This is a genomic window from Acinetobacter sp. ANC 4216 (genome assembly GCF_004331195.1).
GTDB lineage: Bacteria > Pseudomonadota > Gammaproteobacteria > Pseudomonadales > Moraxellaceae > Acinetobacter > Acinetobacter kookii.
Genome location: NZ_SJOC01000012.1, coordinates 53,429 through 78,769, shown reverse-complemented (window position 1 = coordinate 78,769; position 25,341 = coordinate 53,429). Strand labels below are relative to the sequence as shown.

Annotated in this window: 25 protein-coding genes; 16 read left to right on the top strand and 9 right to left on the bottom strand. The window is 42.8% G+C overall.

Annotated elements, in window-relative coordinates:
• The first annotated feature begins 161 nt into the window (after positions 1 to 161).
• Both gshA and E0H88_RS11160 read left to right on the top strand, forming a co-directional pair.
• Positions 162 to 1,739 (top strand): glutamate--cysteine ligase, encoded by a 1,578-nt coding sequence (gene gshA, locus E0H88_RS11165; protein WP_131274214.1) that lies wholly within the window; start codon positions 162 to 164, stop codon positions 1,737 to 1,739.
• 18 nt (positions 1,740 to 1,757) lie between these two features.
• Positions 1,758 to 2,282 (top strand): disulfide bond formation protein B, encoded by a 525-nt coding sequence (locus E0H88_RS11160; RefSeq protein ID WP_131274213.1) that lies wholly within the window; start codon positions 1,758 to 1,760, stop codon positions 2,280 to 2,282.
• A 48-nt stretch (positions 2,283 to 2,330) separates the two neighbouring features.
• On the opposite strand, the gene E0H88_RS11155 is transcribed toward E0H88_RS11160, so the two are convergent.
• The gene (locus tag E0H88_RS11155; RefSeq protein WP_131274252.1) at positions 2,331 to 3,662 is read right to left on the bottom strand and encodes a PGAP1-like alpha/beta domain-containing protein; all 1,332 of its coding nucleotides are present in this window, start codon (positions 3,660 to 3,662) and stop codon (positions 2,331 to 2,333) included.
• 247 nt (positions 3,663 to 3,909) lie between these two features.
• Between E0H88_RS11155 and E0H88_RS11150 the strand changes: the two genes are divergently transcribed.
• Positions 3,910 to 4,494, top strand: a complete 585-nt coding sequence (locus E0H88_RS11150) for a YqiA/YcfP family alpha/beta fold hydrolase (RefSeq protein ID WP_131274212.1) — start codon at positions 3,910 to 3,912, stop codon at positions 4,492 to 4,494.
• A 14-nt stretch (positions 4,495 to 4,508) separates the two neighbouring features.
• Positions 4,509 to 6,389 (top strand): DNA topoisomerase IV subunit B, encoded by a 1,881-nt coding sequence (parE, locus tag E0H88_RS11145; RefSeq protein WP_131274211.1) that lies wholly within the window; start codon positions 4,509 to 4,511, stop codon positions 6,387 to 6,389.
• A 58-nt stretch (positions 6,390 to 6,447) separates the two neighbouring features.
• Here parE and E0H88_RS11140 read toward each other — a convergent pair whose 3' ends face one another.
• The 3 genes from E0H88_RS11140 to E0H88_RS11130 form a co-directional block, all read right to left on the bottom strand.
• Complete coding sequence (locus E0H88_RS11140; protein ID WP_131274210.1) at positions 6,448 to 7,149, bottom strand: phospholipase D family protein; 702 nt, start codon at positions 7,147 to 7,149, stop codon at positions 6,448 to 6,450.
• A gap of 121 nt (positions 7,150 to 7,270) precedes the next feature.
• Complete coding sequence (locus E0H88_RS11135; RefSeq protein ID WP_131274209.1) at positions 7,271 to 7,774, bottom strand: GNAT family N-acetyltransferase; 504 nt, start codon at positions 7,772 to 7,774, stop codon at positions 7,271 to 7,273.
• A 112-nt stretch (positions 7,775 to 7,886) separates the two neighbouring features.
• Positions 7,887 to 8,636, bottom strand: coding sequence for an outer membrane protein OmpK (locus tag E0H88_RS11130; protein WP_092820665.1), 750 nt, complete (start codon positions 8,634 to 8,636; stop codon positions 7,887 to 7,889).
• A 493-nt stretch (positions 8,637 to 9,129) separates the two neighbouring features.
• Here E0H88_RS11130 and E0H88_RS11125 point away from each other — a divergent pair, with 493 nt between their 5' ends.
• The 5 genes from E0H88_RS11125 to E0H88_RS11105 all read left to right on the top strand — a co-directional run bounded on the left by E0H88_RS11125 (position 9,130) and on the right by E0H88_RS11105 (position 13,554).
• Positions 9,130 to 9,507 (top strand): HPF/RaiA family ribosome-associated protein, encoded by a 378-nt coding sequence (locus tag E0H88_RS11125; protein WP_092820667.1) that lies wholly within the window; start codon positions 9,130 to 9,132, stop codon positions 9,505 to 9,507.
• Between the two features lie 177 nt (positions 9,508 to 9,684).
• A complete protein-coding gene (locus E0H88_RS11120) occupies positions 9,685 to 10,227 on the top strand; it encodes an ankyrin repeat domain-containing protein (protein WP_131274208.1) in 543 nt (180 codons plus the stop codon).
• A 15-nt stretch (positions 10,228 to 10,242) separates the two neighbouring features.
• A complete protein-coding gene (locus E0H88_RS11115; RefSeq protein ID WP_131274207.1) occupies positions 10,243 to 11,013 on the top strand; it encodes a transporter in 771 nt (256 codons plus the stop codon).
• Positions 11,014 to 11,087: 74 nt separating this feature from the next.
• A complete protein-coding gene (dsbD, locus tag E0H88_RS11110; RefSeq protein ID WP_252152014.1) occupies positions 11,088 to 12,869 on the top strand; it encodes a protein-disulfide reductase DsbD in 1,782 nt (593 codons plus the stop codon).
• 4 nt (positions 12,870 to 12,873) lie between these two features.
• The gene (locus E0H88_RS11105) at positions 12,874 to 13,554 is read left to right on the top strand and encodes a glutathione S-transferase family protein (RefSeq protein WP_131274205.1); all 681 of its coding nucleotides are present in this window, start codon (positions 12,874 to 12,876) and stop codon (positions 13,552 to 13,554) included.
• On the opposite strand, the gene E0H88_RS11100 is transcribed toward E0H88_RS11105, so the two are convergent.
• Entirely contained in the window at positions 13,551 to 14,750 is a 1,200-nt protein-coding gene (locus tag E0H88_RS11100; protein WP_131274204.1) for a GGDEF domain-containing protein, read from the bottom strand. The genes E0H88_RS11105 and E0H88_RS11100 overlap by 4 nt on opposite strands.
• Positions 14,751 to 15,009: 259 nt before the next feature.
• Between E0H88_RS11100 and E0H88_RS11095 the strand changes: the two genes are divergently transcribed.
• On the top strand, positions 15,010 to 15,576 hold the full coding sequence (locus E0H88_RS11095; RefSeq protein ID WP_131274203.1) for an FMN-dependent NADH-azoreductase: 567 nt from the start codon (positions 15,010 to 15,012) through the stop codon (positions 15,574 to 15,576).
• Positions 15,577 to 15,661: 85 nt separating this feature from the next.
• Here E0H88_RS11095 and E0H88_RS11090 read toward each other — a convergent pair whose 3' ends face one another.
• Entirely contained in the window at positions 15,662 to 16,573 is a 912-nt protein-coding gene (locus E0H88_RS11090; RefSeq protein WP_131274202.1) for an alpha/beta hydrolase, read from the bottom strand.
• A gap of 154 nt (positions 16,574 to 16,727) precedes the next feature.
• Between E0H88_RS11090 and E0H88_RS11085 the strand changes: the two genes are divergently transcribed.
• On the top strand, positions 16,728 to 17,165 hold the full coding sequence (locus E0H88_RS11085; protein WP_092820698.1) for a DUF2147 domain-containing protein: 438 nt from the start codon (positions 16,728 to 16,730) through the stop codon (positions 17,163 to 17,165).
• A 73-nt stretch (positions 17,166 to 17,238) separates the two neighbouring features.
• On the opposite strand, the gene E0H88_RS11080 is transcribed toward E0H88_RS11085, so the two are convergent.
• Positions 17,239 to 17,586 (bottom strand): Spx/MgsR family RNA polymerase-binding regulatory protein, encoded by a 348-nt coding sequence (locus E0H88_RS11080; protein WP_092820700.1) that lies wholly within the window; start codon positions 17,584 to 17,586, stop codon positions 17,239 to 17,241.
• A 483-nt stretch (positions 17,587 to 18,069) separates the two neighbouring features.
• Entirely contained in the window at positions 18,070 to 18,888 is an 819-nt protein-coding gene (locus E0H88_RS11075) for an exodeoxyribonuclease III (RefSeq protein ID WP_131274201.1), read from the bottom strand.
• A gap of 40 nt (positions 18,889 to 18,928) precedes the next feature.
• Between E0H88_RS11075 and pyrE the strand changes: the two genes are divergently transcribed.
• Both pyrE and E0H88_RS11065 read left to right on the top strand, forming a co-directional pair.
• Entirely contained in the window at positions 18,929 to 19,579 is a 651-nt protein-coding gene (gene pyrE / locus E0H88_RS11070; RefSeq protein ID WP_131274200.1) for an orotate phosphoribosyltransferase, read from the top strand.
• Positions 19,580 to 20,366: 787 nt separating this feature from the next.
• Positions 20,367 to 20,831, top strand: coding sequence for a MarR family winged helix-turn-helix transcriptional regulator (locus E0H88_RS11065; protein ID WP_131274199.1), 465 nt, complete (start codon positions 20,367 to 20,369; stop codon positions 20,829 to 20,831).
• A 364-nt stretch (positions 20,832 to 21,195) separates the two neighbouring features.
• Here E0H88_RS11065 and E0H88_RS11060 read toward each other — a convergent pair whose 3' ends face one another.
• A complete protein-coding gene (locus tag E0H88_RS11060; protein ID WP_092820543.1) occupies positions 21,196 to 21,387 on the bottom strand; it encodes a DUF3565 domain-containing protein in 192 nt (63 codons plus the stop codon).
• 116 nt (positions 21,388 to 21,503) lie between these two features.
• On the opposite strand from E0H88_RS11060, the gene gshB reads away from it, so the two are divergent.
• From gshB to murC, 3 genes are all read left to right on the top strand, one after another.
• Positions 21,504 to 22,448: a glutathione synthase gene (gene gshB / locus E0H88_RS11055; RefSeq protein WP_131274198.1), complete on the top strand. Its 945-nt coding sequence runs from the start codon at positions 21,504 to 21,506 to the stop codon at positions 22,446 to 22,448.
• 323 nt (positions 22,449 to 22,771) lie between these two features.
• Complete coding sequence (gene murG, locus E0H88_RS11050) at positions 22,772 to 23,869, top strand: undecaprenyldiphospho-muramoylpentapeptide beta-N-acetylglucosaminyltransferase (RefSeq protein WP_131274197.1); 1,098 nt, start codon at positions 22,772 to 22,774, stop codon at positions 23,867 to 23,869.
• Positions 23,870 to 23,883: 14 nt separating this feature from the next.
• Positions 23,884 to 25,332: a UDP-N-acetylmuramate--L-alanine ligase gene (gene murC / locus E0H88_RS11045; RefSeq protein ID WP_131274196.1), complete on the top strand. Its 1,449-nt coding sequence runs from the start codon at positions 23,884 to 23,886 to the stop codon at positions 25,330 to 25,332.
• Positions 25,333 to 25,341 lie beyond the last annotated feature (9 nt).

Genomic DNA, 25,341 nt, shown 5'->3' with positions numbered 1-25,341 from the left:
TGTCTTATAGAGTAACTTTGTGATAAAAATTTGCCAGAAATAAAATTGACGTTTTGCTTGAAAACTATACAGGGTGTAATGTAGCAGCCAAAAATCACGTTATACTGATATAAACTGATGATTTTATTTTAGTAGTTATCTTCCGATAAGCGAGATTGTTAATGAGTCAACCCGAATCGACCTCTCAAGTTGTGGTACCAACTTGGGTGGATTCTTCGCTGTTTAAGGGCATGTTGCGCGGTATTGAACGTGAAAGCCTCCGTATGCAAAGCAATGGCTTTCTATCCCAAGCATCACATCCTCAGGCACTTGGCTCTGCTTTAACACATCCGCATATCACCACGGACTATTCCGAAGCCCTGATGGAGTTTATTACTCCTCCACAAGACAGCATTGAAAAAGCACTCGATTATTTGGCCGATATTCATGCCGTAGCGCACCGTCATTTGGAAAATGGAGAAAAACTCTGGCCCTTGTCGATGCCCTGCATGCTGGACGATGACGAAGAAAACATTCGTTTAGCCCAATATGGCAGCTCCAATATTGGACGCTTCAAAACCTTGTATCGTCGTGGTTTAGGCGTGCGTTATGGTCGCCGTATGCAGACCATTTCCGGGGTACATTATAATTTGTCTTTTCCGGATCAAGTGTTTGAAGCACTGCAACAGCATGAAAGCGATGAAGCGCTAAAAAGCCTCAGTTTGCAGGATTATCGCAGTCACCGTTATTTTGGCTTGATCCGTAATTTTATCCGTTTAACGCCTTTGGTGATGTTCCTGGTCGGAGCCAGCCCTTCGGTTTGTCAGTGCTTCATGACCGGGCGTGACCATCATCTGTTGCCTTTATTAAAAGGCACCCTGTTCTTGCCTTATGCAACAGCACTGCGTATGGGCAATTTCGGTTATCAGAATTCTGCACAGAAGCAATTGGGCATTCACTACAACAATCTGTCGGGTTATCTGGACGGTTTGCAGAAAGCCGTGAAAACACCTTATGCGCCTTTTAGCCGTTTAGGGCTAAATGATGAACAGGGTGAACCCATTCAAATCAATGATCATGTGCTGCAAATTGAAAATGAATACTACAGCCTGGTTCGTCCGAAACAGGTGCCTCAAGCAGGAGAAACCCCATCCCAGGCGCTGAAAAATCGCGGGGTGGGTTATGTTGAACTGCGTGCAGTCGACGTCAATCCGTACAGTCCAATCGGAATTGATGAAAATACGGCAGCATTTCTGGAAGTCTTGGCGCTGCATTGCCTGGTACAGGACAGCCCCGATTTGCTCGATCCGGAACAGGAACAGATTGAGCGTAATCAGGCCGAAGTGGTCAATCGTGGCCGTGCACCGAATGCCACTATTGTGGATGCGGCTGGAAAACATCCGATTGAAGACTGGGCACGTACGCAGGTCATCAAAATGCAGCCTTGGGCTGATTTACTGGATGCCGCCTATAGCACCCGGATGTATTCAGCAGCCTTGGCGGTCATGCTCAACCGCATTGATGAGGTGGATGAAACCCTGTCAGCACAAGTGATTGCCGATACTCTGGAACATGGCGGGACGTGGGGTTTTGGGAGTGTGATGGCACTGCAACATGCAACGACTTATGAACAGCACCCATTAAGCCCGGATACTCTGGCTTATTTTGAGGGTCTGGCGGAGCAGTCATTGCAACAGCAACAGCAACTGGAACAAGATACGAGCATCAGTTTTGAGCAATATCTTGCCGATTATCGATAAAAATTAAGAGGATTTGCCATGCAATGGAGTTATCGCTTCGTGAGTGGTTTTTTATTTTTAGCCAGTGTCGCGGGGATGGCATTTGCGTTGTATTTGGAGCATGGGCAAGGGCTTGAGCCTTGTCCACTCTGCGTTTTTCAGCGTATAGGGTTAATTGGTCTGGGAATCATTTCCCTGATCGCTTTCCTGCATAATCCCATTTCAAATGCGTTTAAGCGTTTTTATGCTTTGTTGGGCACGCTCAGTATCCTCTGGTCTGCAGGGATAGCAGCACGTCATGTCTGGCTGCAAAATTTGCCACCCGATCAGGTGCCGAGTTGTGGTCCAGGCTTAGATTATTGGCTCGATACCTTGCCATTAAAGTCGGTATTTGAACAGGTGCTGAAAGGTTCGGGTGAATGTGCCAAAGTAGACTGGACCTTTTTGGGACAATCTCTTCCGGTATGGTCCTTGGCTTTCTTTGCCGTACTGGCCTTGATCAGCCTGTGGCAACTGTTGCGTCACTATCCAGGGGCGAACAATAAAACAGCCAAGAAAAAATAAAGCTGTGTATAAAAAAGCCAACTGAACGTTGGCTTTTTTATTGTTGACTTAAGTCAGTGCAATACCTGATAAATCTTCCAGCTGCATGCGGTATTCATGTACCTGTTCTTTGACCTGTTCATTTTTCGGCGGGTAGAACCATTTCGCAATCTGTTCCGCCACACTGGAATGATAGTGAATTTCAAAATGACTTAAGCCATAAAAGATCGCTTTGTGTGATTCCGGCACTTTCAGTTGAAAACGCGGATTTGGATGTTCGCCAAAAGCACTTTCCACACTGACCAGATAGTCCCCCAGCACCTTTAAGGTTCGGTTCTTTTTATTTTCATATTCAATGGTGCCTGCAACCAGATAGGTATTGATATGTTTCGGTAGGGGAGCCGGTTTACGGTTGTCATCCATGCCGCCAATCCGGGCATGATTATGCTCCCAGTCATCATCACGCACACTGCCATAGCGTAAATCCAGAATGCCATTGCTGCGGATATTGACAATATGCCGGATAATTTTCACAAAGGGGAAATGTCCCAGTTTGTCTTGCAGGATAAAACCAAAACGTTCCAAGACTGCACCATGATGCGGAGAACCCAGGCAGACCAGGTTTTCGGTCAGATGTATCCATTGATACATGTTCTGTTTGCCGTAAAACAGCGCGCTGCGCGAGACCAGACCGCCCATGCTGTGGCCAATTAAATCAATACTGGTAATGCGCGGATTGCGACGAATCAAGTCTTCCAGCGTATGGGAAAGACTACGGCCATTGGCCGAGATACGCCGTCCGCTATTGTAATTCAGGTACAGCATGGTGTTATTGCCACGTTGCGCCAGCAATTTTTCGCCAATACCGCCGTATTGCGTGTTGCTCCAGCCCAGATGATTCATGCACAAGCCATGTACAAAAATGACCACGCGACCGGATAAATCGCCCTTTTGCAGCCCGCCGTAATGGTCATACAGCACCATCGGCAGTGCCATCGGGTTCTGGTATTTTAATAAGTAATCACCCAGCACCCCGTTGAGCACCCCGACCAGAAAATGCATGTTAGGCGTGAGCGGCTTATCATGCAATTTTGGATATTTTTCAATAATTTGACGTAAGCCTGGTGCCAGTAAATAGTTGCCATAGCTGAGCAGGGTGTCGAAGGACAGCTGGTAGAGTTTGTCGATATAAGGAATTTTTTGCAATTTTTTCGAGCGTTGCTCACTCATGCCAAACATGCTAATTAAAATTTCGCGTTGAATCGCCTGGATCAGCTCCTGCATGACGTCGTTTAGACGTGTAGTCACCAATTGTGCGAGACCTTCCAATACATCAGCTTGACTGGGCGGTGTACGGTCCCATCTACAATAGGTTTCATGTAATGGGGTTAAACTCGGCATTTGACCTGTCCTTTCTGTGACCATGTTTCCCATACCCTTTATTTTTTTTTGGGATCACGGTATAAACTCTTAGCTTTTCATTTTATATCGTTCATCTCGAACAGTTTTTACAATAACGATGATTGAGCTTCAGTATTAATTTTTTTGTCTGACAATTCTTGTTATATCTACATTAAAACAGATAGGTAGCTAAGACTTAGGCATAAAATAAATCTAGTTTAAATTTGACAATAATGCAATAAAAACCATGAACATCATTTATTTACATGGATTTCAAAGCAGTGCTTTATCCATAAAAGGCCAGCAAATTAAAGACTACTGTCAGCAGCAGGGCAATCTTCAGGTACATCTGCCGGATCTCAACATGCCTCCAGCGCAAACAATTGCGCATGTGGCTTCGATGATTGAAAGTCTGGACCGAGTGGTACTGGTGGGGAGCAGTCTGGGTGGCTTTTATGCGACACAACTGGTCGCAAAGTATGGCGTGCCGGCTGTTTTAATTAACCCCGCTATGCGACCATGGCAACTGTTTCGAGACCTGTTTGGTGTCGAGCAGATTCCCTATGTGGTCAGTGAAAAATGGACCCTGGATCATACCCATCTTGATCAGCTTGAGCAGATGGCTGTGCCATTTGTGCAAGATGCGGACAAAATTTTAGTGTTATTACAACAAGGTGACGAAGTTTTGGATTATCGTGAAGCACAGCGCTATTATAGCAATGCTTCGCATCAGTCCATGCTGATTACCGAAGCAAATGGCAACCATGCGATGGAAAATTTCGCAGACAAAATACCGATGGCATTACAGTTTTTATCGGATTGTATAAATTAAGGAAGCAGTACAACGTGTCTCAATATACGGCTCAATCACTTGAAGTTTTATCTGGTTTAGATCCGGTACGTCGTCGTCCGGGTATGTATACCGATACCACTCGTCCAAACCATTTGGCGCAGGAAGTCATTGATAATGCTGTGGATGAGGCACTTGCCGGACATGCCAACAAAATTACCGTCACGGTGTATAAAGACGGTTCCCTGTCGGTTGAAGACAATGGCCGGGGGATGCCGGTGGATATCCATCCGGAATATGGCCAGAGCGGGATCGAAATCATTCTGACCAAGCTGCATGCCGGCGGTAAATTCAGTACCGATAACTACCAGTTTTCCGGCGGTTTGCATGGCGTGGGCATTTCAGTGGTGAACGCGCTGTCGACTCGTGTGGAAGTCGAGGTACAGCGTCAGGGCAACCTGTATAAAATGGCCTTTGAACACGGCGAGCCGGTTGCTCCGCTTGAGGTGCTGCAAGGTAAAGCACCGAAACGCGCGACAGGAACCACGGTACATTTCTGGCCGGAAGCCAAATATTTTGATTCGCCCAAGTTTGCTTTAAAAGCGTTAAAACATAATTTAAAAGCCAAGGCCGTTTTAGCGGCAGGTTTGGAAATCAATTATGTTGACCAGATCAATGATGAAAAGATCAGCTGGCAGTTTGAAAATGGTCTGGTCGACTATTTAATGGATGAGCTGGAAGACCGTGAAATCATTCCGAGTCCCGCTTTTGTGGCCAGTGGTGAAGCCGAACGTGCCAGTGCCGAATTTGCGATTTGCTGGAATGCCGAAGGCGGCGAACAGATTCAGGAAAGCTATGTCAACCTGATTCCTACTGCGCAAGGCGGTACCCATGTCAACGGTCTGCGTTCAGGGGTCACCGATGCCATGCGCGAGTTCTGTGAACTGCGCAATCTGTTGCCGCGCAATCTGAAACTGTCTGCCGAAGATGTCTGGGATGGGGTGAACTACATTCTGTCGTTAAAATTTCAGGAACCACAATTTTCCGGTCAAACCAAAGAACGTCTATCGAGCCGTGAAGCATCCAGTATTGTGCTCAATATTGCCAAAGATGCCTTTGCGTTGTGGCTGAATCAAAACTCAGACATTGCCATGCAGCTGGCTGAATTGGCAATTGCCAAGGCAGGTCGCCGTTTAAAAGCGGCGAAAAAAGTTGAACGCAAGAAGATTGTTTCCGGGCCTGCATTACCGGGCAAATTAGCCGACTGTGTCGGACATACCCTGGAAGAATCGGAACTGTTTATTGTGGAAGGGGATTCTGCAGGCGGTTCTGCCAAGCAGGCACGTGACAAGAATTTCCAGGCGATCATGCCCATTCGCGGGAAAATTTTGAATACTTGGGAAGTGTCTTCAGATGAAGTCCTGGGTTCTCAGGAAGTACATGACATTGCGATTGCCATTGGGGTTGATCCGGGCAGTGATGACCTGTCAGAACTTCGTTATGGTAAAATCTGTATTCTGGCCGATGCCGATTCGGATGGTTTGCATATTGCGACCCTGCTCTGTGCCCTGTTTGTAAAACACTTCCCGGCCATGGTCGAAGAAGGGCATCTGTTTGTGGCCATGCCGCCCTTATTCCGTATCGATGATGCTAAAGATGTGCACTATGCACTGGATGAAGAAGAGCTGGAAAGCATTTTGAAAAAATGCAAAAGCAAAAATCCGCAAATCACCCGATTCAAAGGTCTGGGTGAAATGAATGCCAGCCAGTTACGCGAAACCACCATGGACCCAAATACCCGTCGTCTGGTGCAGCTTGATTTGGACGATGCGCATTTTACCGCAGGTCTACTGGATAAACTCCTTGCTAAAAAACGCTCGTCAGACCGTAAACACTGGTTAGAACAGAAAGGTAATCTGGCGGATTTAGCAGTTTAGTTTTTATTTGAATGCATACACATCTGTCTATGAAGAAGCCCGCAATTGTGGGCTTCTATTAAAGTTCTATATTTTCTGCCCAAAGAAAATAACCACCGTATTGGCTTGATCTAAATTCACCTCCTAACGATTTTCCTTGATCAGTCAAATAGTGTTTGCCACTATCATTCAATGTGAGCAAGCCTTTTTCAACCAGTTTTTCTAACAAATCTGCTGTTTTAATTTTATGCTTAGCTGCAAGTTTTGAAGTAGTAAGTTTTGAAAAATTATCAGTATTTGCTTCTTCCTTATTTTCAGAAGGCTGTTCATTTTTAACCTCGTCTAAAGTAATACGTACTTCATCACTGATCCGAATAATGCGTTGTGCTTCTTCATAGGCTTCTTTGAAAACATCCCCATCTTCATACTTACGAATTAAAATGCCCATTTCATTATTATTGACCTGGCTAAATTCGTATAAATTTAAGCTGGAAATAATACATTCGGATTCATTTAGATAGCATTTTGCGTGGAGATTTTTACAAAAACTGAGGCGTACATAATCGAGTTTTTGCATCCATTTGATTTCATCGGGATGTAAGTCACTTTTGCCATATACAATACGAATATCAATTTTAAGACGATCTTTGTCTTCTAGTAGTTCTTTAATACGGTCATTAAGACGCAGATAAGGACTAATGAGAATTAAGCGTTCTTTGGCATTTTTAATCAGTTCTTCTAGGAAGAAATTTGTTCCACTGGTATTCAAAAATTTAGCCATTCAACTTCTCCAAAATAGGTTATTCAAATTATTTTTATTATTAAAGCACATACATATCATTTGTTTAGCGGTAACTAAACAAAATAGAAGCATTATTTCAGATTATTGAATAACTTAATACTTAATCCAGTATCCGTTGCATTAACACCAGATCACGCCATTTTCCAAATTTTTGTCCAACTTCTGGCATATAACCCGTCTGCTTAAAGCCTAATTTTTCATGTAATACAATTGATGCCCGATTTTCATAATCAATCGCAGCGACCATGACATGAATATGATTTTGCCGTGCATGATCAATCAGTTTTAGCATTAAGGCTGTGCCCAGACCTTGCCCGCTAAAGTTCGGATGAATAAAGACCGAATGTTCAACCGTGTGTTTAAACCCGGTAATTTGACGGAAAGATGAATAATCGGCATAGCCTGCGATGTGTTTAGTCTCTGAATGTTCAGCGACAAATAGAGGGAATTGCTGCTCAGCAAGGTCTTTAAACCAGCTCTGAAAATCCTCAATAGACTTGGGTGTGCTATTCCAGGTTGCAGTGCCATTTAAAATTTCAGCATTATAAATTTTAAGAATGTGTTTCAGGTCTTGTGTTTGAGCAGGACGAATCAGAAAGTCCATGAGCATAGGCCGAACGAATCAATAGACTCAGGATTTTAGAAATAAACCTGATTTTCAGCAATAAAAAAAGCAAGACCGAAGCCTTGCTTTTTCAACCTTCACAACGAGGTGCTTAGAAGTGGTATTTGACCAAAGCGCTGACGTCATTTTGATCGACGCCTTGAATACCAAATTTGTTGTTCCAAACCGAGTGTTCAACACCCACGTATAGTTTGGTTTTAGGGGAGATGTGCTTGCCGACATTCCATTTGTATTGGCTGGTCCAGTTCAGCTCGCTTGCTTGAGCGCCTTTTTCAGCTGTTGACCAATCCAGGAAGGCATCTACCAGGAAATCTTCAGAACCTAGTTTAAACGGAACGGCATAAGTGATCGTCATTTGATAATCATCTTTAGTGAAAGCTGATTTCGAATCGTTATCTACTTTATAGAAGTTCACATTTGCATACTGGGTGTATGGAATATCTAAAGCGAAACCAATACCGTACAGGAAGTTATTAAACTCTTGGTTTTGATCGTATCCTGCATTGTGTTCCCAAGTTGTCGCAATAAGGACATCTTTAATTGGACCAAAAGAAAGGTCTTTTCCAGATACTTCGCCTAAGCTTAAACGTGGCGCTAACTCAAAATATGTATTTTGTTCATCATTGCCATCCAATTGATGGTCAACGAAGAAGAATACATCCGAATATTTAAGTTTAGCTGCATATTCTGCAGTAACAGTTGTACGGTCTTCAGTACCTACTTCATAGTTTTCACCATAAAGACCAGTCAAGCTGAAGTCTTGCCATACTACAGGTGAAGCTTGAGTGAATGCAGCAGTTGAAGCCAATGCACATGTAGCAAAAATTTGTGTAAGTTTCATTAAAAAATATCTCCCCCGAGAAGCACACAAAGGATACAGATTCTTAAGTAAAAATAAAGCCAAAATTGATCAATGGTTAAAAAAATCGTCTATTTTGCTCAGATCACTTATCATCAAAATGACGACACAGCTTTGATACCCAAAAATACATGTTGATAAAAAAAGTAAAATGGTTGCAGGAGAGAATTTTATCTTCAAATAAATAATGTGATATTTATCAAACTATTTTATCGGAAAAGTCAAATCACCTATTCTTTATAGGGTATTTAAAAAAATATCAAAATACTACTTGCATAAGCTTCACCTAGACCCTTATATTCAAAGCATAAGGACACGAATCTGCAGACTCAAAAGTGTTCATCGTTCAATGTGGAGGAATTCGTTCCAGACTGATTTGAAGATGCTCAGCGCTGTTGTTAACAGCAAGGTGAAACGTGCCAAGATAAGAAGTTTTGCACAAAAAAGATTTGATGAATAAAGAGGATGAAATTATATGAACATTGAAATCCGTACCGATAAAAACATCCAAAATAGTGATCGTTTAATTACTTATGTTCGTGCAGAACTGAATGCTGAATTCCAACGCTATAGCGAACGTATTACCCATTTCTCGGTTCATTTCAGCGATGAAAATGGCGCCAAAGGTGGTGCAGATGATATTCACTGCATGATCGAAGCACGCCCGGCAGGCTTGAAACCAGTGGTGGTGAATCATCATGGTCATAATATCGATACTGCCATTCATGGCGCCATTGACCGCTTAAAACGCAGTTTGGAACATTTATTTGAGAAAATAGATGACCCGCGCGCTGCTGTGCCGGTACTTGCTGAAACTGCTGAAGCCAGTGATGTGGATGATGCAAATCATTAAGCGCAATTTTGCTTAGGTAATAAAAAAGCTCTTCGGAGCTTTTTTTATGGGCTTTTTAATCTGCTACTTCTGCACAAGTCAAAAGGCATTAAAAATATAATCGGTATAGATTTAGCTAAAACAAATGACAGTTTATTCGGCATAATAGTCAAAAAATGATTGAAGAGTATTTTCTCCATGTTAACAGCGCAGCAACAAGTCTTTGTACAGGCAATAGAAGAACTGGATCTTGCCCAGGTGCAACGTCTTTTGGCAGAAGGTCTCGATCCGAATTTTATTGATCTGGAAAAAGGGCCGGCCATTTCTGTCTGGTCCGATGGTTTGTTCAAATGGTGGGAGCATATTTGCGAAGCCTATGAAGCCGGTTCACCTTTATCTGAACAAGAAAAACAGCAGAATCTGGCGGTTCATCTTGAAATTTTAGAGGCACTTATTCAAGCCAAAGTCAATTTACATTTATGGGATGCCGAAGAGCTGTATGGTCCATTATGGGATGCCGCCAGCTCTGCCTGCGTACCTGCCGTAAAACGTTTGCTGGATGAAAAAGTAGACCCCAACACCAAAGATGAAGATGGCCAGACCATATTATCTTCGATTAGTGATTTATTCTTTGACTGTGATTTTGATGAAATCAACTGGTCAGAAGCCTTGGCCGAAGAAAAGCAAACTTTAGAATTGCTCCGTAGTCATGGGGCCAAAATGACTAAAGAATTAACATAATTAGTGAGACAACTCATGTCAGTAGTAAAAACAGTAGGTTTCATTTTTGCGGCGGGTTTCAGTATCAATGCGATGGCTGCCGATTTTTCTTTTGACCGTCCAGGTGCGGGAATAGGCACAGGGATTACTCCAGTCGGTCAGCTGGCATGGGAACAAGGCTTACCTAGCCTCAGCTATTCAGAAAGCAGCGATGAAAACGGAATCAAAGTGAAAAATACCACTTTAAATGCCGACATGTTGTTGCGTACCGGTTTAGCGCAAGACCTTGAATTGCAGTTGGGCTGGCAAGGTCCATCCTGGTCAAAAAACAGAACCGCAGGTCATTCTTTTGAAGAAGACGGTCTGGGCGATGTCAGCATTGGGGTAAAAAAAGCCATTAATCTGGATGATGAAAAGCTGTCTATGGCTATTTTAGCCGAAGCGATTCTTGCAACCGGCAATGATGGTTTTAGCAATCAGGATGATATTTACAGTCTGACTTCGGCTGTCGCTTATGAGTATAGTGATTTAATTCGTACCTCTATGACTATGCGTTATGAAGCGCAAAACAGCAATTGGGCGGTGACTGCAATACCGAACATTGAATATAAGATTACCGATAAATTGTCCGGTTTTTCTGAACTGGTCTATCGCAAAGCTGAAAGTCAACACTATGAATATGCACTGGGTTCAGGTCTGGTGTATGCGTTGAATGAGCGTATGCAAATGGATGCCAGTATTGGGGTAGACTTAAATGGTCGAGATAAAAATTATCAATCAGGTTTGGGCGTTTCTTTCCTGTTTTAATTCAAAAATAAACTGATATGAAAAAGCATCTTCAAGAGCTTGGCTTGTGGTTTCGGTTCGCTATATGCGGATTGATGGGTAGTGTGATTTTATTGTGCTCCATGACCCTGCAGGCACAGGAGCAACTGCTTGCAGCCGAGGATGCTTTTTCTTTGAGTGTTGAATCCAGCAGCACACATGAAGCTCAGCTGAGCTGGACAATTCCGGATCACTATTATTTATATCAGCATAAATTTGAAGTCCGGCAAGGGACGCAAAAGCTGGCTTTAAATTTGCCACCAGCGACCGATTTGCATGATGAAAATTATGGCCATACCCAGGTCTATTTTCACCAGGTCCAATTTAAGGTTCCCACCAAAGCCTCGAAAACCTATCAGGTAACGTGGCAGGGCTGTGCCCAGGACCGGATTTGCTATCCACCGCAGACCATTGAGTTCCAGACCGATATTGACGGTTTGGTGCTGCTGCAAAATCAGGCCAGAGCAAGCAAGCGTCTGCTGGATCTTTCTGCATCCTCAAACAGTTCTGTCACTGGTCAAAATACGTTGAGTGCTGGACAGAATAACCTCCAACCGACAGTAAGGCCTGTCACACAAGATACTGCAAAGGATCAGATGTGGTCGGAAACACTGGCTGAAAGCTCTTTGGTGTATGGCTTATTGCTGTTTTTCGGTTTAGGCATCTTGTTGGCCTTTACGCCATGTTCATTACCGATGCTGCCCATTTTAACCTCGCTGATTGTCCGGGACAGTAAAGGGCTGAAAGCCTGGATGATTGCCCTGGTGTTTGTTTGCAGCATGGCCATGGTCTATGCAGTTTTGGGTTTAATCGCTTCATCTGCCGGTTTGAACTTTCAGCGCTGGTTACAGCAGCCTTCCACTCTGATTGCTTTTAGTGGGTTATTTGTTTTATTTGCCTTGAATTTATTCGGTTTATTCGAAATTAAATTACCGCAAGGCTGGCTCAACCGCCTGGATCAGGCCCAATCGCTACAAAAAGGCGGCAGCCTGATTGGAGCAAGTGTCATGGGGATGATCTCGGCACTGCTGGTTGGACCCTGCATGACCGCGCCGCTGGCTGGTGCACTGTTATTTATCTCCCAGAGCCAAAGTCAGTGGCAGGGGGCACTCTTGCTGTTCACCTTGGGTTTTGGCATGGGAACGCCCTTGCTACTGGCCAGTGTCCTGGGGTCCAGGGTGCTGCCTAAAGTCGGGCTGTGGATGCACCAGATTAAGGTGCTGTTTGCCTTTATCATGTTGGCCCTAGCCCTGTATTTTATTCGTCCGCTTATTTCCGAGGCCTGGCTGCAATGGGCGGGCTTAGGTTTAGGCATTGCTTTTATTGCGTATATCTTTTTTCGCATCAAACAACAAAGCCCGCTTCGGGCCTTATATGTACTGGTCTTGCTCGTGGTGATGCCTTATCTGGCTTATACTCAATATCAACACAGCCAGCGGTTTTTTATCGGGCAGAGCACCACCCAGGCCACCTGGCATGTAGCGAAAACAGCGGATGAATTTCAGCAGTTGCTCAGCAGTGTGCCTTCCAATCAGGCGATTATTATTGATGTCTATGCAGACTGGTGTGTGGCATGTCAGCCAATTGAACATCGGGTGTTAAAATCGGTTCAAGTCCAACAAGCCCTTGCGCCATATTTTCTGATTAAACTGGATTTGAGTGACTATGATGCCACGCATCAAGCCTTATTGAATCAATGGGATATTTTAGGACCGCCCACCTATTTATTCCTGGATGCAAAGCAGCGGGAAATTCGGGGTTTACGTCTGACCGGTGCTTTTAGCGAGACTGAATTACTGAAACAGCTCGAGCTGTTTCAACAGCATATGGGATTATAATCTAATGTATCAGCTCTATATTGCCAATAAAAATTATTCCAGCTGGTCAATGCGCCCGTGGCTGGTGTTGCAGGCTTTTCAGTTGCCTTTTCAGGAAATCATGATACCGTTTCCCGTGGAACGGAACACGGGCACATTCAAGCAGGAGGTATTGGCCATTAACCCCAATGGTAAAGTACCGGTATTGATTGATCATGACCTGATGCTGTGGGATTCGCTGGCGATTTGTGAATATCTGGCAGAACGGCATCCCGATCAGCATTTATGGCCGCAAGATGTCAGGCAGCGGGCACGAGCACGTTGTATTGCAGCAGAAATGCACAGCGGATTTTCCGGTTTGCGCAATGCCTGTGGCATGAATATTCGTGCCCATTTAGCCGATGTGGGGAAGTGTTTATGGCAGGACAATCCCGAGCTTAGGCAAGATGTGGCACGTATCGAGCAGATCTGGTCAGAACGTCCAGAGGTGAACGGTTTTTTATGTGGTGAATTTTCAATTGCCGATGCATTTTATGCCCCGGTCGTGACGCGGCTTATGACCTATGCCTTACCGGTGAACGAGTCTACACGGCAATATATGCACACCATGCTGCAACATCCGGCCATGCAACTGTGGATGGAAGGCGCGTTGCAAGAGCAAGCCTGGGTGAATTATTTAGAATCGTATCAACAGCAGCCGCTTTAGCAGGGCTTGGGTTCAGTAAAAAACTCTTCCTGATAGCACTTGACCTGATTGCGTCCGCTAGCTTTGGCTGCATACAGCGCCTTGTCTGCCTGGCTGAGTAATTGTTGCGAATTCAGGGAGTGGCTGGATAGTGCGATGCCAAAACTTGCGGTGATTGGAATGATTTCTCCTGAATCACTGCATAAATGAAGGTGTTGAATGGCATGACGACAACGCTCGGCAATAATTTGTGCCTGTTCCAGAGAAGAATGATTCAAAATCAGAATAAATTCTTCTCCGCCAAAGCGACCGACCACATCACTATCCCGAATAATCTGTGACAGGACTTGACTGACCTGAATTAGCGCTTCATCGCCTTTATCGTGCCCGTATTGGTCATTAATGCGCTTAAAATGATCCAGATCAATTAACACCAAGGCATAAGACTGACTTGGTTTACGTTCCAGTTTTTCCAGAAAGTAATTGATGCTGCGCCGGTTAAGTGCATTGGTTAATGGGTCAACCTGACTTAAATGCTGAATCAGTTTTTCCCGGTGGCGCCATTGGCTCAGTAAAATTTCAAATAAAATCAGACAGGTAATTAAGATTGGCACGATGAAATACATCATGCTCAGAACCCAAAACATATTTTGATAGGGCGTGGTCTGTAGGTAAAACAACGGACTGTAACTGATTTGACCTTGCACGCTTAAATACCCGCAGACCAATAAAAATAATGTGGCTGGGATGAGGGCACAATAAACGATTTTACGCTTAAACAGCACTAAGCCTACAGTGAGCAGACACATATAAGTGATCATGGTGGCAGGACTGAGCACGCCGACCACATAACCATCACGACAGAGTGAAATAACTAAAGTACCTACAGATATATAGGGGAGGTATTGCTTTACCCAGGCTTTTTTACGCCAGATCGAACATGCGTAAATCAGCCCAATAAAGATGGTCAACATCAGAATATTCATTTTCAGCTGCAGTTTGAGCAAGGGTAAATTTACCCAAGGCCAGACTTCAGGCGATAAAAGTACCAATACTTTCCAGATAATCCAGATCAGATGCACCGAACTTCCTAAAATCAGCATCAAAATGCATTTGTTCAGGACACTCCAGTTCATTACGCCCCCGTCTTCTAACAGGTATTTCGCAATTTTTTCTTTGAACGAGATGATGTGATTCGGTGAAAAGATTGGCTTCATTCGATAGATATAATCCCTAGGTCTTTAAATCATAAATTAATGTGAATTGAGTAGATTTATTTTTAATAAATCACAACATAGCACGTTTTTTCAGCAATAGTCATACCTATTTTTTGTACTTTTAAGTCTGAAAAATATTTTGATTTGAATTACTATTGTATTAAATATAGAACGTTGTGTTGTATGTAAATCTATTATTCTATTTTTATGGACCGATTAAAATGCCTACATTGAATAAATAGAGATGAAGGTAACAGGCATGAAAGTTTTACATATCGATTCCAGTATTTTAGGTGAGAATTCTGTTTCACGCCAATTGAGTCAGGCGATTGTCACTCAACTGCAAGCCAAGCATGCAGATGCAAGCGTAGAATATCTAGATCTGGCGAAACAGCCCATTCCACATTTGACCGCTGAAATTTTGATGGGGCAAGATGCTGAACAGGCAGCCTTAGGCGAAAAAATTATTCAGCAATATCTGGATGCTGACGTGGTCGTGGTGGGTGCGGCAATGTATAACTTTGGTTTGCCTTCTACGCTAAAAGCCTGGATTGACCGTATCAGTGTGGCGGGTAAAACTTTCAAATATACTGAAAATGGTCCTGTCGGTTTGGCGGGCGAAAAAAAAGCCTATATCGCCAGCAGTCGTGGCGGCGTGTATGGTGAAAATAGCCCGGCAGATTTCCAGGAAGGCTTTTTGAAAACAGTATTTAACTTTACCGGTGTGAATGATGTTGAAATTATTCGTGCTGAAGGCGTCAATATGGGTGCAGAGTTAAAAGATCAGGCAATTGCCAGTGCTTTGGCTCAGGTAAAAAGCCTGTAATTTGCAATGATTCCATCCCATGATTCCTCTTTGGTCAGCTTCGGCTGACCTTTTTTATGGAGAATGTTGAAGTTGCTGATTAAATTTAGCTTTGATCCAGTGCATGGGCAAACTCGGCCAGGTCGGCCAGGGCCTGTTTGGCTTCATCAAACCAGGCATAGAACATCTGAAAATTGTGCCACATGCCGGTGTAGAGTTTAAAGGTGACTTGTACATTGGCCTGCTCGGCTTTTTCTTTAAAGCGCTGTGCATCGTCCAGCAGAATTTCTTTGGATCCTACCTGCACCAGCGTCGGGGGTAATCCGGCTAAATCTGCAAATAAGGGAGAAATAGAGGGATGTGATTTATCCATCGATTTCGGGACGTAATAATCAATCCCGGTTTCTAAGGTTTCAATGGACAATAAGGCATCATGTTTCTGGTTATAGCGTAAGGATTCACTGGTGAGGGTTAAATCTAAAAAGGGTGACAATAGCATCAGGCCGCTGACCTGAGGAAGCTCTTCATCACGAATTTTAAGGGCCAAGGCCAAAGCCAGGTTGGCACCGCAGGAGTCACCGGACAAAATGATATCCTTGGCCTGTATGCCCTGAACCAACAAAGTATTGTAAATATCAAACAGTGCATCCAGGGCTTCAGGAAAAGGCTGTTCAGGGGCCAGAGGATAATCTACATGCAGAGCTTGCATCTGGGTGCGTGCCACCATGTCAGATACAAATGCCCGATGGGTATTTAAAGACCCTAAAAAGAATGCACCGCCGTGAATATGTAAAATAAGCTGGGTAACGTCATTGTAAGGTTTGATTTCTTCAGCACGTAAACCGGCAAGACGGATGGGGCGAATACTGACATTTTTATTCTGCGGAAATAGACGGCACATTTGTTCAAGGGCAAAACGTGCTGAACTTGGCGCTAAGTTAAACTGGCTTGGCAGACGGATGGTGGTTTTTAAAAAACTTTCTGTAATTAATTGTTTCCATAACGGACTTATCTTCATGTTTTTTCCATCTTGTTATGTCTTTTGGGGGATAACTGGATATTTACCAATTCAAGTTACAAGATTACACTAAACGGTCACACGGAAAAATTGCAAATATGTTGTGACTTTTTAATACTAAGGCCGTCTACACTAGACTAGGAAACGAAAAAAAATGAAAAAAATTGCTCTTGCATTAGGATTGCTCGGATTAACAGCTTTGGCGAATGCTGCTGATCCTTTAAATGGAACAGTTTGGAAAACGATTGACGATAAAACAAAACAACCCAAAGCAATCGTAAAATTTACTGAACAAAAAAATGGCACATTGTCTGCGAGTATTCAAAAAGTTTTGACGCCGGGCGAAGAACAGGCATGTAAAAAATGTGAAGGTCCTTATCACAATAAATCTTTAAAAGGTTTAAAGATTGTTCACGGTCTTAAAAATGTCGGTGGTACAAGTTATGAAGAGGGTACCATTCTTGACCCTTCTTCAGGCAAAACCTATAAACTAAAAGGTGAACTGGCAAATGGCGGTAAGACCCTGGAATTACGCGGTTTTATTGGCGTATCCGTTTTAGGTCGTAACCAGACCTGGATTCGCGCAAACTAAGTGTGCTGAGCCAAATGGATTAAACAAAAAAAGCCTGACTTTCTCAGGCTTTTTTTAATATGGGGAAGTAGGCTTACTTTAATGCCCGATATGCGTCTTCATCAAAGCCCACGATATATCCTGAAGCAGTTTCAAGCACTGGACGTTTGATTAAGCTGTTATGGCTGGTGAGCGCTTCAATCAGATTTTCTTCACTGCTTAAAGCGGTTTGTTGTTCCGTTTCGCTCAGTTTGCGCCAGGTGGTGCCTTTTTTATTGAGGATAAGCTCCTGACCTTTGGCATCCAGCCATGTTTTTACCGTTTCAGCCGCAATGCCTTGCTTCTTGTAATCGTGAAACTCATAGGCAAGACCGAGTTCGTTGAGTAGATCAAAGGCTTTTTTCATTGAATTGCAGTTTTTGATGCCATAAATCTTTAGCATAAGTGAATCGTTCCATTTTCTCTTATGCGATAGCGTAGCGAAAATTATCCAGAAGCTCTAGCGTGAATTAACAGGATTAAAATTAAAAAATTCAGCTGTCATCAAACTGACATTTAGATTTGTAATTATAAAGCTATAAATAAGAACCATATAATTATTCTAAATATGGAAAATAGAAAAAATAGGGAAATAGAAAAGAAAAATAAAGATGATGAAAAGAGAAAACCCGCATTTAATCATCCTGATCATGCGGGTCTCATTTCAACGTCCATTGTCACATCCTTGCAAAATAAGCTACCGAAGTGGTTTATTCTGTTTCATCCTACGGCGTCCTATCCCTTTTCAGTCTTCCTGACTTATCCCTGTGCCGTGCGACAATAATGCACTTAAAAGATGTATATAAAAAGCAACAAATTCGACATTTTTTGTAATCTATACGCTGGTATTGAGTGAACAGGTGTCCACTCAATACCACATGATCAGTTATATTTTATAATCAATTATCACAGGTGCATGGTCGCTAAACCAGGTCTCTTTATAGACCCAGGCATTGACGGTACGGGCTTTCCAGTCCGGTGAGCAGGCCTGGTAATCAATGCGCCACCCGACATTTTTGGCACGTGCCTGTCCGCGATTGGACCACCAGGAATAAAGTTCAGCTTCTTTACGCACTTCACGGAAGGTATCGACATAACCCAGATCATCATAAATATGGTCGAGCCAGGCGCGTTCATGCGGCAGGCAGCCTGAAGATTTCTGGTTGCCCGACCAGTTTTTAATGTCAATGCGTTTATGCACAATGTTGTAATCGCCGCAGACAATGATCGATTTATCTTCATCCCGCCATTGTTTGAGAATGTCTTGGTATTGATCCAAAAAATGGTCTTTACGGACTTGGGCTTCTTCACCGGATGAACCCGAAGGCAAATACAGCGAACAGATGTATACAGGCTTGTCCAAACCGAGATCAAATTCTGCAGAAATAAAGCGCCCTTGAGCATCTGCCAGTTCAAAGCCTAAACCATCTTTTACGGAGACAAAAGGCAGGCGACTATAAATGGCGGTACCGGCATAGCCTGCACGTTCTGCCGGGAAAAGGTGCGTGTACCAGCCTTCAGGTCTAAATTTTTCAGTCCACTGCGCATGGGTGATCCGGCTTTCTTGCATACAAATGACATCGGCTTCCGACTGTTCCATCCATTCCAGCAAGCCTTTGGTCACGGATGAACGCAAGCCATTTACGTTAATTGAAACCACTCTTAGAATTTTTTGATCACTTGGATAGCTACTCTTTGGTATCATGCGCAAGTCTTACCTCTATTTATGAATTTTGGAGCACCTCATGACGTCGCAAGCGACTTTTAACCCTCAAGCTTTTATCGAACTTGCATTATCACGTGGTGTGCTTAAATTTGGTGAGTTTACTTTAAAATCGGGTCGTGTGAGTCCTTATTTTTTTAATGCCGGCCTGCTCAATGATGGCGAAGCGTTAACGCTATTGGCTTCAGGCTATGCAGACAAATTAACGGCATGTGAGAATGTGGATGTGATTTTTGGCCCTGCCTATAAAGGTATTCCATTTGTTGCTGCAACGGCTGTAGCGTTGTCGCAAAATCATGGCGTAAGTGTACCTTGGGGCTTTAACCGTAAAGAAGCCAAAGACCACGGTGAAGGCGGGGTACTGGTAGGGGCTTCAGTAGAAGGTAAAAAAGTCTGGATTATTGATGACGTGATTACTGCAGGCACTGCTATTCGTGAAGTAGTGACCATTCTTAAAAATGCCGGCGCGCAAATTGCCGGTGTATTGGTGGCGCTGGATCGTCAGGAAAAAGGACAGGGCGAATTGTCTGCTATTCAGGAAGTTCAAAAAGAACTGGAAATTCCTGTTCATGCCTTGATTACGATGAAAGATTTAATGGATTTTCTGGATGCCAAAGGCGAGAAAGAGGCGTTAGCAAAAATGGAAGCGTATCGGGTGAAATACGGCATCTGATGGGGCGATGCTTAAAAAAGGAAGCCCTGTGCTTCCTTTTTATCATTTTTAATTTATTCAGCGCTAAGACGGGAAAAGATTAAAAGAAAATTCTTCTTTCCTCAGGCTCCGTTGACGGATAGCCCTTTTTTAATTTTGCCCCTCAGAAAATTCGCTATTTCCGAGAAAATTCTGCTTTAAACTTATTCTAATAAAGATATCTAATAAATTAGTGAATATTCAACAAACTATATAAAATGCATATTGTGAGAAAATAAAGAAAGATTATTTTTCCTTTATTTTTTAAACTCTATACTCTAAAAGTATAAAATTTTAATATGTAAAAATACTAAATTAAACAGTATTTTATTTTTATCAAAAATATAAAAAAATTCATAAACTCAATTTTTTACTTATTTTAATAAGTTAAAAATTGCAGAAAATAGACGATTTTTCCAAAATAAATTAATGTTAACTCTGTCACATTTTTACACATCTGCAAAAATAAAATGGTATTTTTTGTGATAGATCATTTAACCATTAAAGTGATTTAATCATTTTGCCTAATAACAATAAATAAATATAAAAGGGAACTGTACCTAGAATTGGACTCTCTAATTCTTTTTATTAAAAAGAGGCTCGCAGAAGCAAAAAAGAATTAGAGAGTTAATTTTAAAAAGAGAGTAGAGGGGGGAATAATGAATCGCAGATATTGAGTGGGTAAAATGTAACAAAGATTAAAGGGAATAAAATAGAATGTATTTTAAAAGAGTTTTAATGATCCTAATGGGTTAAAAGAGGTGAGGTCGTGGCAAAAAAGTACAATAAGTTTTTATCTGGCTCTGCAGATTTTAATTTAGAAAATTCTCTATATCACTGGATTACTCAAGTGCATGCTCAATATATACAAAACGTTGATCATGCATTAAAGAAATATGGTTTAGATAATTCACGCCGTCGTGTCTTGCTGGCATTAAAATCTAAAAATAAAGCTAGCGTATCTGATCTGTCGGAAATGTTGATTTCTAAAATGTCGACCACCACTAAAGTGATCTATCGCTTAAGAGACGAAGGATTGGTGAGTACTTATTGCTGTGAGAAGGATGCCCGAATTACCCGAGTATTATTAACAGATAAAGGACAACAAACAATTCAGAAAATTAATGATCTCAGCCTGATTGTATTAGAGCAGTCCTTTGATGGTTTAACTCCCCTACAAATTGAGAAAATGCTGGATAATCTTAAACATATTTTTAAGAATCTTGCGCCTTAAATGAATGAAAGTAAATAAATGTTTAATAGATTGCTAATTTTTTATTTTGAGGGGTGAACGTGATTTATTTTATAGGGGAAATAATTTAATAGTAGAGGCTTAAATAAAAAATTAATAAAGGTGATTATAATCTCTGGTCAAATCATTATTTTTTATTATATAGATTTTGATTTAACAGGGGTGAATATGGTGAATTGGGGTTTTATTTTTAAATGGTTAATTTAAATGATCTGTTTTTGGGATTTTAAACTCTTTTAATTTATGCAATTGAGAATAAAAATCATTATTCTGACATGGCTAAAGAAAATTGTAATATTATATTTTAGATAAATATTTCATTATTTATTCTTTATCTGAAAAATCATTAATCTGGTTCTTCACATTTCTTGCATTCCAGCATTATCCCGATTTTCTCTTTTCGACCCTGCTCGGTCATGACCCAAGGGCGGTTTTGCCAGGGCGGATTATGCCGCACATGTTGCGTATGACCGCAAGCCAGGTCTGCGACCCAATGATTTTCTTCATCTAGGTGAAATCCAATAATGGCTTGTTGCATAAAGTATTCCTGTCAGTGTTCAAAGTATTCCATACAAGCTTTACTAAAATTGAGAAAAAAGAAAGATTAAACTCCGCTATACTTTTCTCAATTTAAAAATACATGAGCAGATCGATATGCGCGTACTTGTTGTGATGGATCCCATCGAAAATGTAAACCTGAAAAAAGATTCTTCTATGGCCATGCTCTGGGCTGCCAGCCGTCGTGGACATGAGTTGGGTTATGCATTACAGCAAGATTTATATATCGATCAAGGTAAAGCCTTCGGTCTGATTTCACCCCTGAAAGTGTTTGAAGACTATAACCATTATTATGAATTGGGTGAAAAGAAAAAAGAGTCGATCGCGGCTTATGACGTGGTGCTGATGCGTAAAGACCCGCCTTTCGACATGAACTTTGTGTATACCACCTATATTCTGGAACAAGCCGAGCGTGAAGGGGCATGGATTATTAACAAACCGCAAAGCCTGCGTGACTGTAACGAAAAACTGTTTGCGACCCAGTTCCCAGAACTTCAGGTACCGACTTTAGTGACCTCAAATGAAGGTTTGATCCGCGATTTTCTGAAAGAACACATCGATGTAATTGTCAAACCACTGGATGGAATGGGCGGCACAGGCATTTTCCGCTTGTATCAAGATGGCATCAATATTGGGTCGACCATTGAAATGCTGACCAATAACGGTACCCGACCGATTATGGCGCAGCGTTATATTCCGGAAATTGTCGAGGGCGATAAACGTATCCTGATGGTGAATGGTGAACCAGTACCTTACTGCCTGGCCCGTATTCCGCAAAATGGCGAAGTGCGCGGCAACCTGGCAGCAGGTGGCTTGGGGCAAGCTCGTCCACTTTCTGAAAATGACAAAGCCATTGCAGCAAAAGTAGGCCCTTACTTACGTGAAAAAGGCCTGGTTTTTGTCGGTCTGGATGTGATTGGCAATTACGTGACGGAAATTAATGTGACCAGTCCAACCTGTATCCGTGAAATTGATAGCCAGTTTGGAACTTCCATTGCCGATGATTTATTTGCCGTTCTGGAAGCAGGTTTGCAAGCCTAAGTCTTATTTTTTAAAAGAGCTCCTCATGGGAGCTCTTTTTTATTCTGTTTGATTCGTTCCTTTTCTTGCTTTTTATTTTGGGATACCAAAGGGACAGGAATTTACGGGTTGTTCAAAAAAACAGGTCGTAAAATTGCTTAAAAAATATATATTTTGCTCGATTATCAATAAAACTAGTTTAAACTTTAAAATCTGAAGAAAAAAACAATCAAACGCATGTTGAAAAAAAGTAAATAACCTTTCACGGTTATGCGTTTGTGATTACAATTGTCAGCTTAAAATCAAATTTCGTTATTCCTATTTTAGAATTGAAGAATTAGACTGTGACCGAAGCAACGCAAACAAAGCCGAAACATGTGATGATGATGGCTGCCGGAACCGGTGGGCATGTTTTTCCAGCACTTGCTGTTGCCAAAGAATTACAGCAGCAGGGAATTGAAGTGTCCTGGCTGGCAACGCCGACTGGCATGGAAAACCGCTTATTAAAGAATCATAATATTCCAATTTACCAGATTGATATTCAGGGCGTACGTGGTAATGGGGCTGTACGTAAGTTATTGGCACCGTTTAAAATTTTAAAAGCCACCCTAAGCGCCATGCGTTATATGAAACAGCTTAAAGTGGATGCTGTGGCTGGTTTTGGCGGCTATGTGGCTGGCCCCGGTGGTTTGGCGGCTCGTGCCTTGGGTATTCCCGTGATTATTCACGAGCAAAATGCCATTGCCGGTTTCACCAATACCCAGTTATCGCGTATTGCAAAAAAAGTGTGTCAGGCATTTCCCGACACTTTTCCTGAAAGTGCAAAAATCGTGACCACCGGCAATCCGGTACGTAAAGAAATTACTGAAATTTTAAGCCCGTCCTGGCGTTATCAAGAACGTGAGAAAGCGGGTTTGCCGCTACGTATTTTAATTGTCGGTGGCTCACTCGGTGCACAGGCATTGAATGAACGTGTACCCGAAGCCTTAAAACAGCTGAATGTACCGTTGAATGTGTATCATCAATGTGGTCAAAACCATGCCGAGGCGACCCAGGCACGTTATGTAGATAAGCCTGCATCACTAGAGGTGGAAGTACAGCCTTTTATTGAAGATATGGCCAAAGCCTATTCGGAAGCCGATCTGATTATCTGCCGTGCCGGTGCTTTAACCGTGACAGAAATTGCAACGGCAGGGGTGGCAGCCGTTTTTGTACCCCTGCCAAGTGCGGTTGATGATCACCAGACGGCGAATGCCGGATTTTTAGCCAAAACTGGTGCGGCAAAAATTTGCCCACAAGCCACTTTAACTCCAGACAGCTTAAAAGAACTTTTAGCCCCGTTGATGAATCGCCAGTTGTTGTCTGAAATGGCAGTCAAGGCACGTCAACAGGCTCAACCAGATGCAACCCAACACGTGGTTCGTTTAATTCAAGAATTGTAAAATTAGAGTAATATATGTCTCCATCTACTCCTGCTGACCAAGCAAAAAAGTTAATCAAAGTGCCTGAAATGCGCCGTATCAAACACATTCATTTTGTGGGGATCGGCGGTGCAGGGATGTGTGGCATTGCAGAAGTACTGAAAAACCAGGGCTACAAAGTATCGGGCTCCGATATTAAAGCCTCTAAAACCACGGCTCAACTCGAAGAAAACGGCATCAAGGTCTATATTGGCCATGCGGCAGAAAATATTAAAGATGCCAATGTCCTGGTGGTTTCAACCGCGATTGATCCTGAAAACCCGGAAATCAAGACCGCCATTGAAAGCCGTATTCCCGTGGTTCGCCGTGCAGAGATGCTGGGTGAGCTGATGCGTTACCGTCACGGTATTGCCGTTGCCGGTACGCATGGTAAAACCACCACGACAAGTTTGGTGACTTGTATGCTGGCGGAAGAAAATCTTGATCCCACCTATGTGATCGGCGGTTTGCTGAACCGTACCGGTGTCAATGCGGCACTGGGAGCCAGCCGTTACATCGTGGCTGAAGCGGATGAATCAGATGCATCATTCCTGCACTTGCAGCCTATGGCCACCATTGTGACCAATATTGATGCGGATCATATGGATACTTATGGCGGCAGCTTTGATGTCCTGAAAGATACCTTTGTGCAGTTCTTGCAGAAACTTCCATTCTACGGTTTGGCTGTGGTCTGCGGTGATGACGCCAACATTCGTGAAATTATGCCACGTATTGGCCGTCCCCTTTTAACTTACGGTTTTAACGAAGACAATGACATCCGTGCGGTTGATGTTGATCAGGATGGTATGCGTACTCACTTTACCGTGCTGCGTAAAAACCGTGAACCACTTCGTGTGACGGTCAACCAGCCGGGTCTGCATAACGTGCTGAATGCCTTGGCGGCAATTGGTATTGCAACCGATGAAGGTGTTTCTGATGGTGCGATCTGCCGTGCATTAGAGGGTTTTAGCGGTGTAGGCCGTCGCTTCCAGGTTCAAGGTGAATTTGAAGTTGCAGATGGCAATGTTAAATTGGTCGATGACTATGGTCACCATCCTAAGGAAGTCGAGGCCACCATTAAAGCGGCACGTCAAAGTCATCCAGACCGTCGCCTGGTGATGATGTTCCAGCCGCACCGATTTACTCGTACCCGTGACTGCTTTGATGACTTCGTCGATGTATTGTCACAAGTCGACCAATTGTTATTGTTAGAAGTGTATCCTGCAGGCGAAAAGCCGATTGTCGGGGCAGATAGTCGCAGTCTGGCACGCAGTATCCGTTTGCGTGGCGATGTTGAGCCGATTTTGATTGACCCTGTAGATGGCAATTTACAAAACGCGATGCAAAAAGTGTTACAGGCGAATGACTTGTTATTAACGCAAGGCGCAGGTAATGTGGGTGCGATCTCGGTTGAGCTTGCACAAAATAATTTGTATTTAAAATAATCACTTTGT